Annotated in this window: 12 protein-coding genes; 6 read left to right on the top strand and 6 right to left on the bottom strand. The window is 70.0% G+C overall.

Annotation, left to right across the window (positions count from 1 at the left end; translation table 11 throughout):
• Window positions 1–49 precede the first annotated feature (49 nt).
• The 5 genes from STROP_RS21930 (at window position 50) to STROP_RS21910 (ending at window position 7360) form a co-directional block, all read left to right on the top strand.
• Complete coding sequence (locus STROP_RS21930; RefSeq protein WP_012015539.1) at window positions 50–877, top strand: MBL fold metallo-hydrolase; 828 nt, start codon at window positions 50–52, stop codon at window positions 875–877.
• A complete protein-coding gene (locus tag STROP_RS21925; RefSeq protein ID WP_012015538.1) occupies window positions 874–4446 on the top strand; it encodes an adenylate/guanylate cyclase domain-containing protein in 3573 nt (1190 codons plus the stop codon). The genes STROP_RS21930 and STROP_RS21925 overlap by 4 nt, the downstream gene beginning before the upstream one ends.
• A gap of 131 nt (window positions 4447–4577) precedes the next feature.
• Window positions 4578–5057 carry a hypothetical protein gene (locus tag STROP_RS21920; RefSeq protein ID WP_012015537.1) on the top strand — a complete coding sequence of 160 codons (480 nt, stop codon included), beginning with the start codon at window positions 4578–4580 and terminating at the stop codon, window positions 5055–5057.
• 69 nt (window positions 5058–5126) lie between these two features.
• Window positions 5127–6602: a serine/threonine-protein kinase gene (locus STROP_RS21915; RefSeq protein WP_026274758.1), complete on the top strand. Its 1476-nt coding sequence runs from the start codon at window positions 5127–5129 to the stop codon at window positions 6600–6602.
• Between the two features lie 62 nt (window positions 6603–6664).
• Window positions 6665–7360: an HAD-IA family hydrolase gene (locus STROP_RS21910; protein ID WP_012015535.1), complete on the top strand. Its 696-nt coding sequence runs from the start codon at window positions 6665–6667 to the stop codon at window positions 7358–7360.
• Here the strand turns inward: STROP_RS21910 and STROP_RS26240 are convergent.
• Window positions 7333–7719 carry a hypothetical protein gene (locus STROP_RS26240; protein ID WP_012015534.1) on the bottom strand — a complete coding sequence of 129 codons (387 nt, stop codon included), beginning with the start codon at window positions 7717–7719 and terminating at the stop codon, window positions 7333–7335. The genes STROP_RS21910 and STROP_RS26240 overlap by 28 nt on opposite strands.
• A 200-nt stretch (window positions 7720–7919) precedes the next feature.
• Here STROP_RS26240 and STROP_RS21900 point away from each other — a divergent pair, with 200 nt between their 5' ends.
• Complete coding sequence (locus STROP_RS21900) at window positions 7920–8447, top strand: DoxX family protein (RefSeq protein ID WP_018832195.1); 528 nt, start codon at window positions 7920–7922, stop codon at window positions 8445–8447.
• Between the two features lie 89 nt (window positions 8448–8536).
• Here STROP_RS21900 and STROP_RS21895 read toward each other — a convergent pair whose 3' ends face one another.
• The 5 genes from STROP_RS21895 to STROP_RS21875 form a co-directional block, all read right to left on the bottom strand.
• Window positions 8537–9235 carry a copper homeostasis protein CutC gene (locus STROP_RS21895; protein WP_012015532.1) on the bottom strand — a complete coding sequence of 233 codons (699 nt, stop codon included), beginning with the start codon at window positions 9233–9235 and terminating at the stop codon, window positions 8537–8539.
• A complete protein-coding gene (locus STROP_RS21890) occupies window positions 9232–11358 on the bottom strand; it encodes an ABC transporter ATP-binding protein (protein WP_012015531.1) in 2127 nt (708 codons plus the stop codon). Before STROP_RS21890 ends, STROP_RS21895 begins: the two co-directional genes overlap by 4 nt.
• A 12-nt stretch (window positions 11359–11370) precedes the next feature.
• Window positions 11371–12273, bottom strand: a complete 903-nt coding sequence (locus STROP_RS21885) for an ABC transporter permease (protein WP_012015530.1) — start codon at window positions 12271–12273, stop codon at window positions 11371–11373.
• Complete coding sequence (locus STROP_RS21880) at window positions 12270–13229, bottom strand: ABC transporter permease (RefSeq protein WP_012015529.1); 960 nt, start codon at window positions 13227–13229, stop codon at window positions 12270–12272. The genes STROP_RS21885 and STROP_RS21880 overlap by 4 nt, the downstream gene beginning before the upstream one ends.
• 77 nt (window positions 13230–13306) lie before the next feature.
• Window positions 13307–15106, bottom strand: a complete 1800-nt coding sequence (locus STROP_RS21875) for a peptide ABC transporter substrate-binding protein (protein ID WP_012015528.1) — start codon at window positions 15104–15106, stop codon at window positions 13307–13309.
• Window positions 15107–15266 lie beyond the last annotated feature (160 nt).

Below are 15266 nucleotides of genomic sequence, written 5' to 3'. Positions count from 1 at the left end.
GAGGTGCAAGATCGCGGAGGCTGGTGCCGGTGGTCGTACGATCGCAGCCATGAGCGGGCACTTCACGGCGCCGGCGACAGCTCTCGCGGGCGCGCTGCCGGGGTGGGTCACCCTGCTACGGGCCCCGAACCCCGGGCCGATGACGTTGACGGGAACCAACACCTGGGTGCTGCGTGCCGCGCCCGGGAAACCCGCGGTGGTGATTGACCCCGGGCCGGTCGACGAGACACACCTGGCCGCGATCGTCGCCCAGGGGCCGATCGGGCACGTGCTGATCACCCACGGGCACCCCGACCACACCGAAGGCTCGGCACGCCTGCACGACCTGCTCGGCGGGGCACCCGTGCACGCCGCGGACCCGGCACACACCATCGGCGGTACGCCACTGACCTCCTCGACCGGTGACCTCGGCGGCGACGCGCTGGAGATCCGCCTGCTGGACACCCCGGGGCACACCGCCGACTCGGTCTGCTTCCTCGCGACGTACGGCGACGAGCGGGTGGTCCTCACCGGTGACACCATCCTCGGCCGGGGCACCGCCGTGGTCGCCCACCCAGACGGGCACCTCGGGGACTACCTGGACAGTCTGGAGCTGCTCTCGACGTACGCCGGGATCCCGGCCCTGCCCGGTCACGGCCCGGCGCTGGCGGACTGCGGCGCCGCGGCGGAGTTCTACCTGGCCCACCGGCGGGCCCGGCTCGACCAGGTCCGGGCCGCACTCGACGCCGGTGCCCGTACCGCCGCCGAGGTCGTGGCGGTCGTCTACGCCGATGTCGACCGGTCACTGTGGTGGGCCGCCCAGTGGTCGGTCCGGGCGCAGTTGGCGTACCTGGGCCGGGAATCCGGGACCACCGACCCGGAGTTGGAGCAGACGTGACCTGCCCGGTGTGCGGAACCGTCGCGGTACCCGGTGCCCGGTTCTGCCACAACTGCGGCGCCGCGCTGCCGGCTGCGGCGACCCTCCCCGCCACCGAACGCCGGGTGGTCACCGTGCTCTTCGGTGACCTGTCCGACTTCACCTCCTGGTCGGAGGATCTCGACCCGGAACGGGTCGGCGCCGTCACTGACCGGGTGCTCGCGGCACTGGCCGGCGCGGTCAAGACCTTCGGCGGGCACGTCGACAAGCTGACCGGTGACGGCATCATGGCGGTCTTCGGCGCGCCGGTGGCGCACGAGGATGACGCCGAGCGAGCCGTTCGGGCGGCGCTGTCCATGCAGCGGGCGGTGCGCCGGGTCCTCGACGACGAACGCGGCGGCGGGGGGCCGTTGGGCCTGCGGGTCGGTCTCAACACCGGGGACGTGATCGCCGGAATCCAGGCGGCCCTCGAATACACGGTCATCGGAGACACGGTCAACACCGCCGCCCGGCTCGCCGACACGGCGGCGGTCGGCGCGGTCTACGCGGGGGACCGGACGGCCGCCGCGACCCGGCACGTGGCCTCCTGGCGGGCGCTGCGCCCGCTGCGTCTGAAGGGCAAGCGCGAGCCGGTCACGGCGTACGAACTACTCGGCCTGCTGGACGCCACGGGCACTCGGTCCGGGCTCGGGGACGAGGCGCCCTTCGTCGGCCGGGAGACCGAGATCGGGCGGGTGGCGGGCCGGCTCGCCGAGGTGGTCGACCGCGGTGAGCCCCGGGTACTGCTGGTGACCGCCGAGGCCGGCATCGGCAAGTCCCGCTTCGCCACCGAGGTGGAACGCCTCGCCGCCGGCTACGACGTGGGCGCCGGTCGGTTCGCGGCGTACACCGGCGCGCGGGTGCTCTCCGTCCGCTGCGTCGCGTTCGGGGAGCGGCGCCGGCTCGCGCCCCTGGCGGACCTGGTCCGCGCCGCGGTCGGCCTGCCCACCGATACGGCGACCGCGCTCACCCGACCGGCGGTCGAGGAGCGGCTGCGTCGGCTCGGCCAGCGCCTCGGCCGTACCGGTGGCGATCCGGTGCCGATCGCCACCGAGCAGTTGCTGGCCCTGCTCGGGTACGCGGAGCTGCCCAGCGGCCCCACCGACCAGGGTGAGTGGCGCTCGGCGTGTCAGTCCGCCGACGGCGACGCGGTGCCGAACGCCGTCGCCGACCTGCTCAGCGCCATCGCCGCGGAGGCGCCACTGGTGGTCGTGGTGGACGATCTGCACGACGCGACCGCCGAGAGCACCCATGCGCTCGGCGAGACCCTGTCCCGGATCGTCGGCCCGGTGCTGGTGTTGTTGCTGGGCCGGCCGGAGCTGGTCCGTACGGCGGGTGCTCTGACCCAGGTGGCCGACGCCGAGGTCCATGCGCTGCCGCCGCTGCGCGGTGCGGACGCCGCGCGGCTACTCACCAGCTACCTCGGCGGGGGCCGGTTGCCGCAGGCCGACACGGACCGCCTGCTTGCCACCGCGCAGGGTAATCCGTTCTACCTGGCTGAGCTGGTCACCCTACTGATGGAGCGGGGCGCGCTGACCGCCGGTGCCGACGATGAATGGCAGCTCGCACCGGGTTCGCTCGGCAGCCAGCTCCTCTCCCGTGACCTCGCGGCCGTGCTCGCCGCGCGGATCGACGCGCTGCCGCCGGAGGCCCGTTCGGTGCTGCGGGACGCGGCGGTGGTCGGCGACACCGTACCAGCGGGGGCGCTGGAGGCACTGCGGGAGCAGCGGAGCGGTCGGGACGGCCGGCCGGCGGCGGTGGCCGCTGTGGAGCTGGAACGCGCGGTCGAGGAGTTGCTGCAACGCCGGATGCTGCACCGCGCGTGGTCCGGCCACACGTTCGCCACCCCGTTGATGCGGGAGGCGGCCTACGCCGGGGTCAGCAAGGCCGAACGGGCCGAACGGCATGCGGCGCTCGCCCGCTGGGCGGCGGCCGATCCGCCGACCGGCACCCCCGCCTCCGGTGGGTTGACCGAGGCCGCCCGGGACGACTTCGTGGCCGGGCACGTGGAGCGAGCGGTCGCGTTCGCCGACGCGGTGGGTCTGCGCCCGGACGCACCCGCGCGGGCGGTGGTCCCGGTCGGGGTCGCCGCCCTGGGCGCCGCCGCCCGCCGGTCGATGCACGCCGGGGAGCCGCTGCTGGCGGTGGAGTACGCCGAACGCGCCAGCGGGCTGGCTGCCGATGCGGTCCCGGCGGCCGACCGGGTGGTGCACGCCTGGGCGCTGCTCCAGGTCGGCAAGGCTGCCGACGCGCTCGCGAACGCGGAGAAGATCGCCGCCAACGCCGGGGACGAGGCGGCCACCCAGGTCAGTGCGTTACTCCTCGCCGGGCAGGCGCACCAGACGACGGGCGACCCGGACCGGGCGGTGAGCTCCTGGCAGGAGGCGTTGCAGGTCGCCTCCGCGCACGAGTTGTCAACGCTGCGTGCGGCGGCCATGCGGCGGCTCGGGATGGCCGATTTCATCGCCGGCCGGCTGGGTCAGGCGAGCAGCCGGCTCGCCGCCTCGTATCAGACGAGTCTCGCGGTGCAGGATCGCCGCGGGCAGGCATGGTCGTTGCAGAACCTGGCCTGGGTCACCACCACCCGGGGCGACTTCGCCGGCACCGACGCGGTACTCGGTCGGGCCGCGCGGTTGTTCGCCGAGCTGAAGGATCCGTACGGACGGGCCTGGTTGCGGGGGACCACCGCCTTCGCCCGGCTGCTCGCCGGTCGGCTGCACGAGGCCGGCCGCCTCGCCCGGGTGTTCCTGCCGTTCGGCGAGCGGGTCGGCGAGGAGTGGGCGGTCGGCACCCTGCGGGCGGTGGAGGCGTTCGCCACTGCCGAGCTGGGTGATCTGGCGGAGGCGGACCGGGCGGCCCGGCGGGCGTACCGGGACTTCGACGCCGCCTACGACGAGTGGGGGCGGGGCTTCGCGCTGGTGGTGCGTGGGGTGATCGCGCGGGGCCTGGGCGAGCCGGAGCACGCGGCGGACCTGCTTGCCGACGCGATGGGCTACGCCCGCCGTACCTCGCATCCGCTGTTGACCGGCATGGCTGGCACACTGCGGGGGTTCGTGGCGTTGGACTCGGGCGACCATGACCTGGCCGAGCGGGAGGCGCGGGCGGTGCTGACCGCCGTCGAGCCGCACAACCCGTGGGCGCCGGCGCAGGTGGCGCCGCGGGTGCTGCTGGCCACCGCCCGGCTGGCGGCCGGCGATCCGGCCGTCGCGGTTGGCCTGCTCGCCCCGGTGGCGACCGCCGCGCAGACCACTCCGGCGTTGCTGATCTCCCGTCGCCTGGTGATGGCCCAGTACGCCTCCGCCCTGCTCGCTCACGGCCAGACCGAGCAGGCGTTGGACTGGGCGCAACGGGCCCGTACCGTCCCGGCGGAGGACGTACGCAGTCAGGTGCTCGCCGCGGCCGTGTTGGGGAAGGCGCTCGCCGCTACCGGCGACTCGACGGCGGCGCGGGCCAGCGCCCAGGAGGCGGTACGCCTGGCGTACGCGACCGAGCAGCGTAGCGAGCGTCGGACCGCGGACGACCTCCTCGGCCGGTTGACGGCGCCCGACTGATTCGGCCGCTGGCAGCGTCGCCAGTGACAGATTTTTTGGCAATTCCGGTGATGCGGGACAGGGCGGGTGTCGATAGCGTGGGGGCCGCGCACGATCCCGGGTTGTGGGCGTGCCGGACGGGAAGGGGTCTGATGAAGCTGCCGCGTTCCGCTGCCGGCTGGACAGTCGCGGTCTTCGGCCTGCTCGCGTTGCTCGTGGGCGCGGTCGGGCTGATCTGGCCGGAGGCGCTGCTGCGGCTGCTTGGCTTCGAGGTGCTGGAGTCTCGGGCATCGGGCGACTACACCCGTACGTTCCTGACGGCGTCCTCGATGGCGTCGTTCAACATGGGGGTCTACTACCTGCTCGCCTCGGCGACCGAGTGGCGGGCTTTCTACCGGTTCACCGTCGGGTTTCGACTCCTCACCTTCACCGTGTTCAGCGTCATTGTGCTGGTGGACGCTGCTCCGGGCCGGTTCTTCGGGGTGGCCGCCTGGGAGGCGTTGGGTGCGCTGGCGACTGCTGCGGGTCTGTGGTGGGATCGCCGCGGCGCTGGTGCCGCGGCACCGGGCAGCGCTGTCTCGTCTTCGGTCGACCCGGCTGGTCCGGCGTCCACCGCTGACGCGGTGCGCTGAACAGCCCGCCTGATTCGGTATTTTCAAGCTGTGACCGAGAACCCGCCCGGCGCGCTACCGACGCCCCTTGTGCCCGGGCTGACTGATTTGCGGGTTTTCGCCCGGGGTGGTTACGCGACGATCTACAAAGCCACCCAGATCTCGGTGGGGCGCGAGGTGGCGGTCAAGGTGGAGAACCGCACTCTGGACAGCGAGCGGGATCAGGCCCGGTTCCTCCGCGAGGCACGGGCGGCCGGTCGGATGTCGTCGCACCCGCACGTGGTCGACCTCTTCGATGTCGGGGTCACGGTGGACCAACACCCATACCTGATCATGGAGCTCTGCGACGGGTCGTTCGCCGAACGGATGCGTACCTCGCCGCTCGGCGCCCTGGAGGCTCGCGACCTCGGGGTCAAGATCGCCGACGCGATCGCCCACTCCCACGCGGCCGGGGTGCTGCACCGGGACGTCAAGCCGGCCAACATCCTCCACTCCCACTTCAATCCGGCGGTGCTGGCTGACTTCGGGCTGGCCGTCGTCGCCGAGCTGCGGGACGCCAGAGTCGCCCTCGAGGTGCTCACCCCGGCGTACGCGCCGCCAGAGATGTTCAACCACAGCCCGCCATCACCGGCAGTGGATGTCTACGCGCTCTGCGCCACCCTCTACGCGGTGATGCACGGTCGGCCGCCGCGTTGGCGGTCCGAGCGCGACCCCAGTCTGGTGACGGTGCTGGAGATGTTCCATCAGCCGGTCCCCGGCCTGCCCGGGGTGCCGGAGGAGTTGGTCGACATCCTCCGGGCCGGCATGTCGAACGACCCGGGGGCGCGACCGTCCGCCGCCGAGCTGCGGGACCTGCTGGCCGCGCTGCCGGTTGGCGGGACCGTCTCCGGCTCCGCCAGCGTCCCTGCCGAGCCGACCGTCGGCGGGCACTCCGGAGCGGCCCCGAGCGGGCATTCCGGAGTGGCGTCGGGCGGCCGGTCGGCTCGCCCCGCGCCCCGAGCGCCGGTCGAGGACGCACACCCGACCCTCCCCTCCGAGGCACGGCGGCGGAGGCGCTGGTTCCTCGGCGGAGCGGGAGTGGCCGTCCTCCTCGCGGCCGGCGTCGGGCTGGTCGGCGTTGGGCTGGATAGCGGCCTGGGCGCGTCGCGACCGACGTCGAGCGCGGCCCTGACCACCGATGCCGCACTCCGGCCTGCGTGCGCTCAGGTCGCGGAGCTGCCCTCCGGGGCCCGGTGCGCAGACGAACTGGAGTGCTTCGGTCCGATCTGGATCAGCGGGTCCCGGGCCCCCGCCGAGCAGGTGCCCTGCTCAGGTGAGCACACCTGGGAGAGCTATGCTGAGGGTGAGCTACCCAAGGCGTTACACCGGGCCGACTACGCCGACATCAGCGCACACCCGACGGTTCGTCGGGTGTGTAACGAGACCACCTTCCGGCTCGCCGCTGGCCTCAACCGCACCGAGGGGTGGAACCTGGACGTGCTGCCGCCCGGGGGCGCGGAGCGGACGTACCGCTGTGTGGCCGGGCGCGGGCTGGACGCGCTCGCCGCCCCGACTCTTGTCCGCTGAGAACCGCCGTGCGGCCTCGGCCACGGTACTGCCGGCTACTAACGCGAAAGCCAGGGTGAACTATGGATCGGTCGCTCCTCTTTGACATCGACGGCACGCTCGTGGACTCGGCAAAGGCGGTAGTCGCCAATTGGAGTACGGTTGCCTCCCGCTACGGCGTTGATGCTGACGCCATCCTGCGGGTCTGCCACGGCCGGCGCGACGAGGATGTGGTGCCAGAGTTCTTTCCGCCCGAGGCTGTCGCGTCGGTCCTGCGGGAGATGGCCGACCTTGCGCTCTCACACGCCGAGTTGGTGAGCCCGATTCCGGGGGCCGTCGCTGCGCTGAACACGATCACCGACGGCACGTGGGCGGTCGTCACCTCCGGGTCTCGTGCTCTCATGACCTCCCGGATGCGCGGTGCTGGTCTGCGAATTCCGTCGGTCATCGTGGCGGCGGAGGACGTCCGCCACGGAAAACCCGATCCCGAGGGGTATCTGCTGGCCGCCCGGCAACTCGGTGTTGCCGCCGCGTCCTGCGTGGTGGTGGAGGATTCCCCCGCCGGAGTCGCCGCCGGCAAGGCGGCCGGGGCCGCGGTCGTGGCACTCGCCACAACCCATGCCCCTGATTCGCTGACCCAGGCCGACGTCGTCATCGACGATCTCAGCGAGCTGAACCGGGCGATCGGGTATTTGCCGGCGTTGTCTGGTGCGGCCCCTTCCGGGCATGAAGGGCGGGCGGGGGCGGGTGGTCAGAACTCCCGCCACTCTGGCCACTGAGGCAGAGCGTTCGAGGTCAGAGCGTCGAGCATGACAGTCTCTACCTGGTCCGGGGTCAGCTGGGGTCGGCTCTGGGGGAGCGTGCTCCCAGGGCAGGCCGCATACCACATCCGGTCGCCGTCGGTCACCATGACGTCCGTCGGGGCGCGTCCATCAGCGACTACGCAGATCGATCCCCACGGACGATGGATCATCACCGTCTGATTGCGTTCCTGATGGAGTTCGCGTAGCCACCGTACGACTGTCTCGCCATCACCGAGACCCACGGTCTCGTTGGTGTGTTCCTTCCGGAACATGCCTCGCCGCCTTGTCGTCACGCGCTCGGCGATGTCCATCGGTACGGTCTCGGCTTCGCTCATCTGTGCCCCCTCCGATTGCCGCAGAACAGGCTAGGTCTCCGGGCTGAGGCAGGGGAAGTGGCCGATAGGACGGAAGCACCTGCCATGGTCCCGCCGGGCCGACCGCCGGGTGGCACTCGGGCCACACAGCGTCGCAACTTGTCATTGGCAAGACGGACCTGTAGGGGCTAGCGTGTGAGCTCAGACTTGACAATGACTAGATGGAGCTCACCATGGCAACCCCCGTTCTCCTTGTCGCGCTGGCCGTCCTACGCGGCCTTGGGGCGCTGGGCGTGCGCCGATTCGTGACCTGGCCTTCGGCCGCCGCGCACGCCCTGGCGATCATGCTGTTCATGACCGCCACAGCCCACTTCGTGCCGGGCGGCGTCACCGTCATGCCGACCCACGACGATCTGGTGGCGATGGTGCCGCCTCTGGTGCCGCTTCCATCCCTGGTGGTACACCTCACCGGTGTGCTCGAAATCCTCGGCGCACTCGGCCTCATACTCTCCCGCACTCGCCGGGCTGCCGGATACTGCCTCGTGTTGCTGTTCGTCGTTCTGCTTCCTGGGAACATCTACGCCGCCACTGCTGAGGTCCCGTTCGCGGGCGAACAAGCGTCTCCGCTGTGGCAGCGCATCCCCGAACAGGTTCTCTACATCGGCGCGGCACTGTGGGCCACGCGCGGCATGTCGCCGCTGCAATCAAGGGGCGTGCGGTGGCGTCCCCTGAGGTTGAGCGAGCGCTAGTGTGCTGGGTCGCTAATTCGTTGGCAGTATGCGGCGATGGTTTCTGCATCGGTAGGTCGGACGGAGACAGGGAAAATCTGGTTCTGCGTTCAACGCCCACGCGCGGCGACGACGAGTCGGCTCACCTCGTCGCCGTCGGTCGCCTCGCGTCCGTCGCGCTGCACCGGCGCGCGCAGGTGGACCTCCCGTGCCCCGGTCTCGGTGAGTACCTGGCGGACGTTGTGGGAACGGATTCCGCCGGCGGCGATCACCCGAAGTCGATCGCCGGCCCGCTGCCGCAGCGCGGCGAGGCGGGCGGCGCCGGCCAGCGCGGTGGCCGCCGCGCCCGAGGTGAGCACCGCGTCCGCCCCGAGGCCGACAACCTGGTCGATTGCCGCAAGCTGGTCGTCGACCTCGTCGAAGGCCTTGTGGACGGTCACCGGCAACGGCCCCGCCGCCTCGATCATGTGCCGCAGCACGGCCAGATCGAGGTTGTTGTCGGGGGTGAGCGCGCCGACCACCACCCCGACCGTGAGACCGTGAGGGTTGGGCAGTTCGCGAATCGCCGCGATATCGGCGAGCATGACCTGGCGTTCGATCTCGCTCACCCGGAAGTCGCCGCCCCGGGGCCTGATCATGATGCGCACATCGACCGCACGCAGCGTACGCAGGGCGACCTCAACCGTCCCCAGGCTCGGGGTGGTGCCGCCCTGGCCGAGGTCGGCGCAGAGCTCCAGTCGGTCGGCTCCGGCCGCCTCGGCCACCAGTGCGGTCGGCACATCACTGACGCAGATTTCCACTGTGGTCATACGACAGCCTGGGCCTGCGTGGAGGTGCTGGTCGGCTCCGGGCGTAGCGGCAGGTGGCAGGCCACCTGGTGCAGGTCACCGGTCAGTGGAGGCTCCGTTGTGCAGATGTCCACCGCGTAGGGGCAGCGCGTGCGGAACCGACACCCGGTGGGTGGGTCGAGGGCACTGGGAAGCTCGCCCCGGATGGTCATGCCGTCGCGAGTGGCTGCCCGGTTCGGCTCGATGGACGGGACCGCGTCGACCAGTGCCTGCGTGTACGGATGCCGGGCAGCCCGCACCACTTCCCGGGCGGGCCCGACCTCGACGAGCTTGCCGAGGTACATCACACCGATCCGGTCTGCCATGTAGTCGACAACAGACAGATCATGACTGATGAAGATGTACGCCAGATCGAGTTCGCGCTGCAGGTCCCGCATCAGGTTGAGCACCTGCGCCTGGATCGAGACGTCCAACGCGCTCACCGGCTCGTCGCCAACGATCAGCCGGGGGCGCAACGCCAGCGACCGGGCCAGCCCGATCCGCTGCAGCTGACCGCCGGAGAACTCGTGGGGGTAGCGTTCCAGCGCCCGCCGGGGCAACCCCACCTGGTCGAGGAGAGTGGCGATCCGTGCTTGCCGTGCCGAACCGTCACCCACCTTCTGGATCTCGAGTGGTTCGGCGAGGATGGCGTCAACGCGCATCCGAGGGTTCATCGCCGCATAGCTGTCCTGGAACATGAGTTGGACGTGCCGGTGCATCCGGCGTCGTTCCCGGCCGGTGAGGTCGGCGAGATCCGTACCGTCCAACACGATCTGCCCGGCGGAGGCCCGTTCCAGGCCGACGGACAGCCGTCCCACGGTGGACTTGCCGCAGCCGGACTCGCCGACGAGCCCGAAGGTCTCTCCGGGCCTGACCTCGAAGGAGACATCGGCTACCGCGCTTACCTGCCCGGCTGTCCGGCGCAGTAGCCCACGGCCGTGCACCGGGTAGTTCTTGATCAGGTTCCGCACCGACAGGACTGGCGGCTCCGTGGATTCGGGCGGTGCCGCGGTGACCGGCGCCGTCGCCGGCTCGATCGGTGCCGGGACCGGCGCGGTGACCGCCGCGGTGGGCGTGGGTACCGGGTGCAGACACGCGTGCTGGTGCGCGCCCGGGATCAGGGCCGGGTCGGTGGTCCGGCAGCTGTCGCTGACATACGAACACCGCGGCGCGAACCGGCATCCGGTTAGGGGACCGGACAGGTCCGGTGGCAGTCCCGGGATGCTGATCAGCCGGTCGTGTCCGCCGCTGTCCCGGATGGCCGACTCGGGTAGCGCCCGCATCAGGGCCTCGGTGTAGCGGTGTCGGGGCGCTTGGAACAGCTGCTCGGTGGCCGCGGTCTCCACGACCCGACCGGCGTACATGACGGCTACCCGGTCCGCCCGACCGGCGATCACCCCGAGGTCGTGGGTGACCAGGATGACGGCCATCCCGAACTCTTCCCGAAGATCGTCGATGAGTTCGAGGATCTGCCGCTGGGTGGTGACGTCGAGTGCGGTGGTCGGCTCGTCGGCGATGAGCAGGCTTGGTGAGCAGACCAGGGCCATGGCGATGGCGACCCGTTGCCGCATACCGCCGGACAGCTCGTGCGGATAGTTGTCGACGATTTGTTCCGGGCGCGGCATCCCGACCCGGCGCAGGATCTCGATGGCCCGGTCCCGGGCCTCCGCCCTGCCGACCCGCTTGTGTACGCGCAGTGGTTCGGCCACCTGCGCACCGATGCGTATGGTGGGGTTGAGCGAGGTGAGCGGGTCCTGGAAGACCATGCCCATCCGGACACCTCGGATCCGGCGTACCTCATCGGCCGGCAACGATCGCAGATCCCGTCCCTCGAACAGAATCTGCCCACCGGTGACGCGACCGCCGGGCGGAAGTAGTCCCATGATTGACAATGCGGTCATCGTCTTGCCGCTGCCGGACTCGCCCACGACGCCGAGGGTCTGCCCGGGCGCGACCTCAAGACTGATGCCGTCGAGGGCGTGTACCGTGCCACGGCGCAGCGCGATGTCGGTGTCGAGGTCACGTAGTTCCAGCAGGGGCCGGCCGGCTGCCGCGTTCACAGCCGGCGCGGAGTGCCGGGCAGTTGGACCGATCGATTCGCTCATTCTCTGCTCCTGCTAGCGTCGCCGGAGGCGAACCTCGAAGGCGTCCCTGAGTCCGTCACCGATGAAGTTGAAGGCGAGGACGATGAGGATGATGGCGATCCCGGGCGGGTACAACAGCCACCAGTGGCCGCTGTAGGTGTCCGCGAGACCATCGGAGAGCATGCCACCCCAGTTCGCGGCCGGTGGGGGGATGCCGAGGCCAAGGAAGGACAGGTAGGCGACGTAGAGGATCGCGTCGGCGACCTGGAAGGTGGCGTTGACGATTACCGTGCCGATGGCGTTGGGGATGATGTGTCGGCGGACCGCACGGCCACCCGTGCCACCCATCCCACGCATCGCCTGGACGTACTCACGTGAGCGCAGCGTCAGTGCCTCGCCCCGCACGAGCCGGGCCGGGCCCAGCCAGGCGAAGGCACCGATGATGAGGATGAGCATCGGCGCGCTCGGCGTGACGATGGCGGCGAGCAGCATGAACAGGAACAACGAGGGGATCGACATCATCGCGTCGACCACGCGCATCACCGCGGCGTCCACCCAGCCGCCGAAGAAGCCGGCGATGGCACCCAGCAGCGTGCCAACGATGGTGGCGAGCACCCCGGCGGCCAGTCCGACGATGATGGAGGTCTGGCCGCCGAGCATCAGCCGCCCCAACTGGTCGTAGCCGACCCCGTCGGTGCCGAGCGGATGTCCCTGCTCTCCCGGGGCCAGGTGCACGGCGGTGAGGTCCGTGTGCACCTGGTCGGTGTGGTAGACCAGCGGTCCGAGGAAACAGACCCCGGCCAGCAGGACGAACAGGCCCAGTCCCACCAGGGCAAGCCGGTTCTCGCAGAAGACGGTCAGCCCCTGCCGCCACAGACCGCGCGGTGGCGCGTCGTTTGGCTCAGCCGGGCCGACCGCTTCGGACAGCGTGCTCATGTGGCGCTCCCACGGAGTCGGACCCGGGGGTCAACGGCGGCGTACAGCAGGTCGGCGACCAGCGCGCCGATGACTGTGGCGATCGAGATGATGACGGTGACCCCGAGCAGGATCGGGAAGTCGCGCTTGAGCGCCGCCTGCCAGAACAACTGGCCCATTCCGGGGAAGTTGAACAGCGACTCGACGACCAGTGCCCCGCTGAACAGCGCGGGCAGGTACATCCCGAGCAACGTGATGACCGGGAACAGCCCGTTGCGCAGGGTGTGCCGCAGCACGACCCGTCGCTCGGAGAGCCCCTTGCTGCGAGCGGTGCGCACGTAGTTCTCGTTCAGGTTGTCGATCATCGATGACCGTACGTACCGTGCGTAGACCGCGATGGTGACGATGGCGAGGGTGGCCGTGGGTAGGACCAGCCCGGCCGGATCGGCGAGCACCTCGGCCACCGTGAATCCCTGCGGTGCCTCCGGGGGCAGGATCGGCCAGACCTGTGAGAAGACGATGATCATCATGAGGCCCAGAAAGAAGATGGGCGTGGCGTACGCCAGCAGCGACAGCGCGGTGATGGCGTAGTCGGGCCAGCGGTTGCGACGGATCGCCTGGAGCACGCCGAGCGGGATCGCCAGCACGACGGCGAGCAGGGTCGACAGCAGCGACAGCACCATCGTCTTGGGTAGCCGCTGTTCGATCGCCTCGAGGACAGACTGGTTGAGCTGGTAGGAGTAGCCGAGATCGCCCTGTAGCAGGCGTTGCACGTACATGCCGTACTGCTGGATCAACGGCCGGTCGTAGCCCATCTCGTGGTTGAACGCCGCCAACTGCTCCAGCGTCGCCTCCTTGCCGAGGGTGGCTCGTGCGGCGCCCCCGGGCAGCAGGTGCAAGATGAGGAACGCGATCACCGTGACGAGTACGACGACGATGAGAGCCTGTCCCAGGCGTGTGATGAGGTACCGGGCCACCTGTGCGGCTTCCTCTCCCTGGTCGGGGCCCCGGCGACGCACCACGGTGCGTCGCCGGGGCCGGGACGATCAGCGGGCTATTCCCAGGACCAGTCCTGGAAGTACATGAGGTTCATCGGGTCCTGAGGCTCGACGCCCTGCAGGCCGGAGCGGTACGCCGAGACCTGGTACACCGGATTCGGCATCCAGAGCACGGGCAGGTCCTTGGCCAGGAAGTCGTTGTACGCCATGAGCGCGCTCTCGTCGCCAGCGAACTGAGTGGCCTCGATGAGCTTGTCCGCCTCAGGATTGCTGTAGCTGCCCAGGTTCACCGGGGCGTCGGTGGCGAAGAGCCGCTCGCCGCTGGCGAAGGCCGGGTAGTACCAGCTGCCCTGCGAGCCGAAGAAGGACATGTCCCACGAGCAGCTCGCCTCGGTCGGCTCACAGGTCGGCGTGACCGCGACCGAGTCGGGCACCTCCTTGATCGTCAGCTGGATACCGAGCTTGGCCATCTGTGACTTGATCTCGGCGAACATCTTGGTCGTGGCGGCGAACCCGGTCTGGCTGGTCACCGTGAACTCGAGCGGTGTGCCGGCGGCGATTCCCTCACCGCACTGGTTCGGGCCGGTGCCCGGCGACTGGCAGGTGGTCTGCCCGTCCGGGGTCACCTTCCAGCCGTTGCTCTCCAACAGTTCCTTGGACTTCGCCGGATCGAAGGAGTACGCGCACCCGGCGGCGTCGGTGTTGGTGCCGGGCCTGGCCGGTACCGGGCCGCAGGTCGGCGCGGCGGTGTCCGACCAGATGACCTTGCTGATCGTCGGCTGGTCGATGAGCATCTGCAGCGACTGCCGAAGGTAGGGCTGCTTGAACAGCACGCCGGACTTCGGGTTGTTGTAGTTCAGCTGGAGGTAGGTGATCGACCAGCCGTACCACGGTGAGATCGTGTATCCCTTGGACTCGAGGTAGCTCTTCTGGGACATGTTGGCCGGCGGCACGTACCCGTAGTCGATGTCGCCGGCGCGGAGCACGTTGAACTCGGCGTCATCGCTGGTGAACGGCCGCAACACGACCGTGGAGAGCTTCGGTTTGTCGGTACCGGAGTAGTTCGGCTGGGCGGCGAGGGTGACCTCACCGTTGGGCACGTACTTCTCCAGCGTCCACGCGCCGCTGGTGACCTGCCACAACTCGTTGGAGTCGTACGTCTTGGGGTCCTTCGAGGCGGCGATGAGGAAGTCGAAGACCTTCTTGGCGCCCTCCGGGCTGCTGGCGAGGTCGCTCACGTCGGCGGTCGCGGAGTCCTTGTCCCAGGCGTGCTGGGGCAGGGGCGTGATGCGGTTGAGCTGGTTGTCGACGAACCACGCGGTGTTGTAGACCTCCGTGGTGGTGATCGAGAAGGTCTTCTCATCCTTGATCGACCACGCGTCAACGTTGTCGGGGAAGCCGCCGGCCCGGTACGACGCCCACTTGTCCTTGTTCGCCGAGACCAGGTCGTACCAGAACTGGATGTCCCTGGTGGTGATGGGCGTGCCATCGGACCAGGAGTTGTCCTTCAACGTGATCGTCAGCGTGCGGCCGTCGTCGCTCACCTGCGGGGGCTCGGCCATCGAGCGTTCTGGGTCGATGTTGTACTGCGCCGTGCCGTCCAGCCGGTACTGGTAGAGGGGGCGGTAGAGCGCCTGGCCGAAGATGGCGTTCTCCCCCTGGGTGAAGCCTGGTGCCGAGATCGGCAGGATCCAGTTGGGGGTACGGAAGGCGACTGTCACGGTGTCCTTGCCCTGACTACCGCCGTCCTTGGATCCACTGTTGTCACCGCAGCCGACCAGACCCGCCCCAAGGGCGATCGTGGCGGCTGCCGCCACCGCGCCACGCAGGGCGCGGCCGGGAAATCTGCTCGTCATGAGTCTCCTCGTTTGATGTGCACGTGCCCTACGTCACCGGGCGCCGACGGCTTGCCAGGCGCCCCCGCCGGGCGCTGCCCCGGCGATCAACTCGAAGAATGTATCCAGGTGGAAGCGGTACGTCAACGAAAATTACCCACTTCATTCACGAAGTTTGGCC

Origin of the sequence: Salinispora tropica CNB-440, from assembly GCF_000016425.1 — a bacterium.
GTDB classification, from domain to species: domain Bacteria; phylum Actinomycetota; class Actinomycetes; order Mycobacteriales; family Micromonosporaceae; genus Micromonospora; species Micromonospora tropica.
Note: the sequence above shows the minus strand (reverse complement) of the source record. Positions and strands in the feature narration are given on the sequence as shown.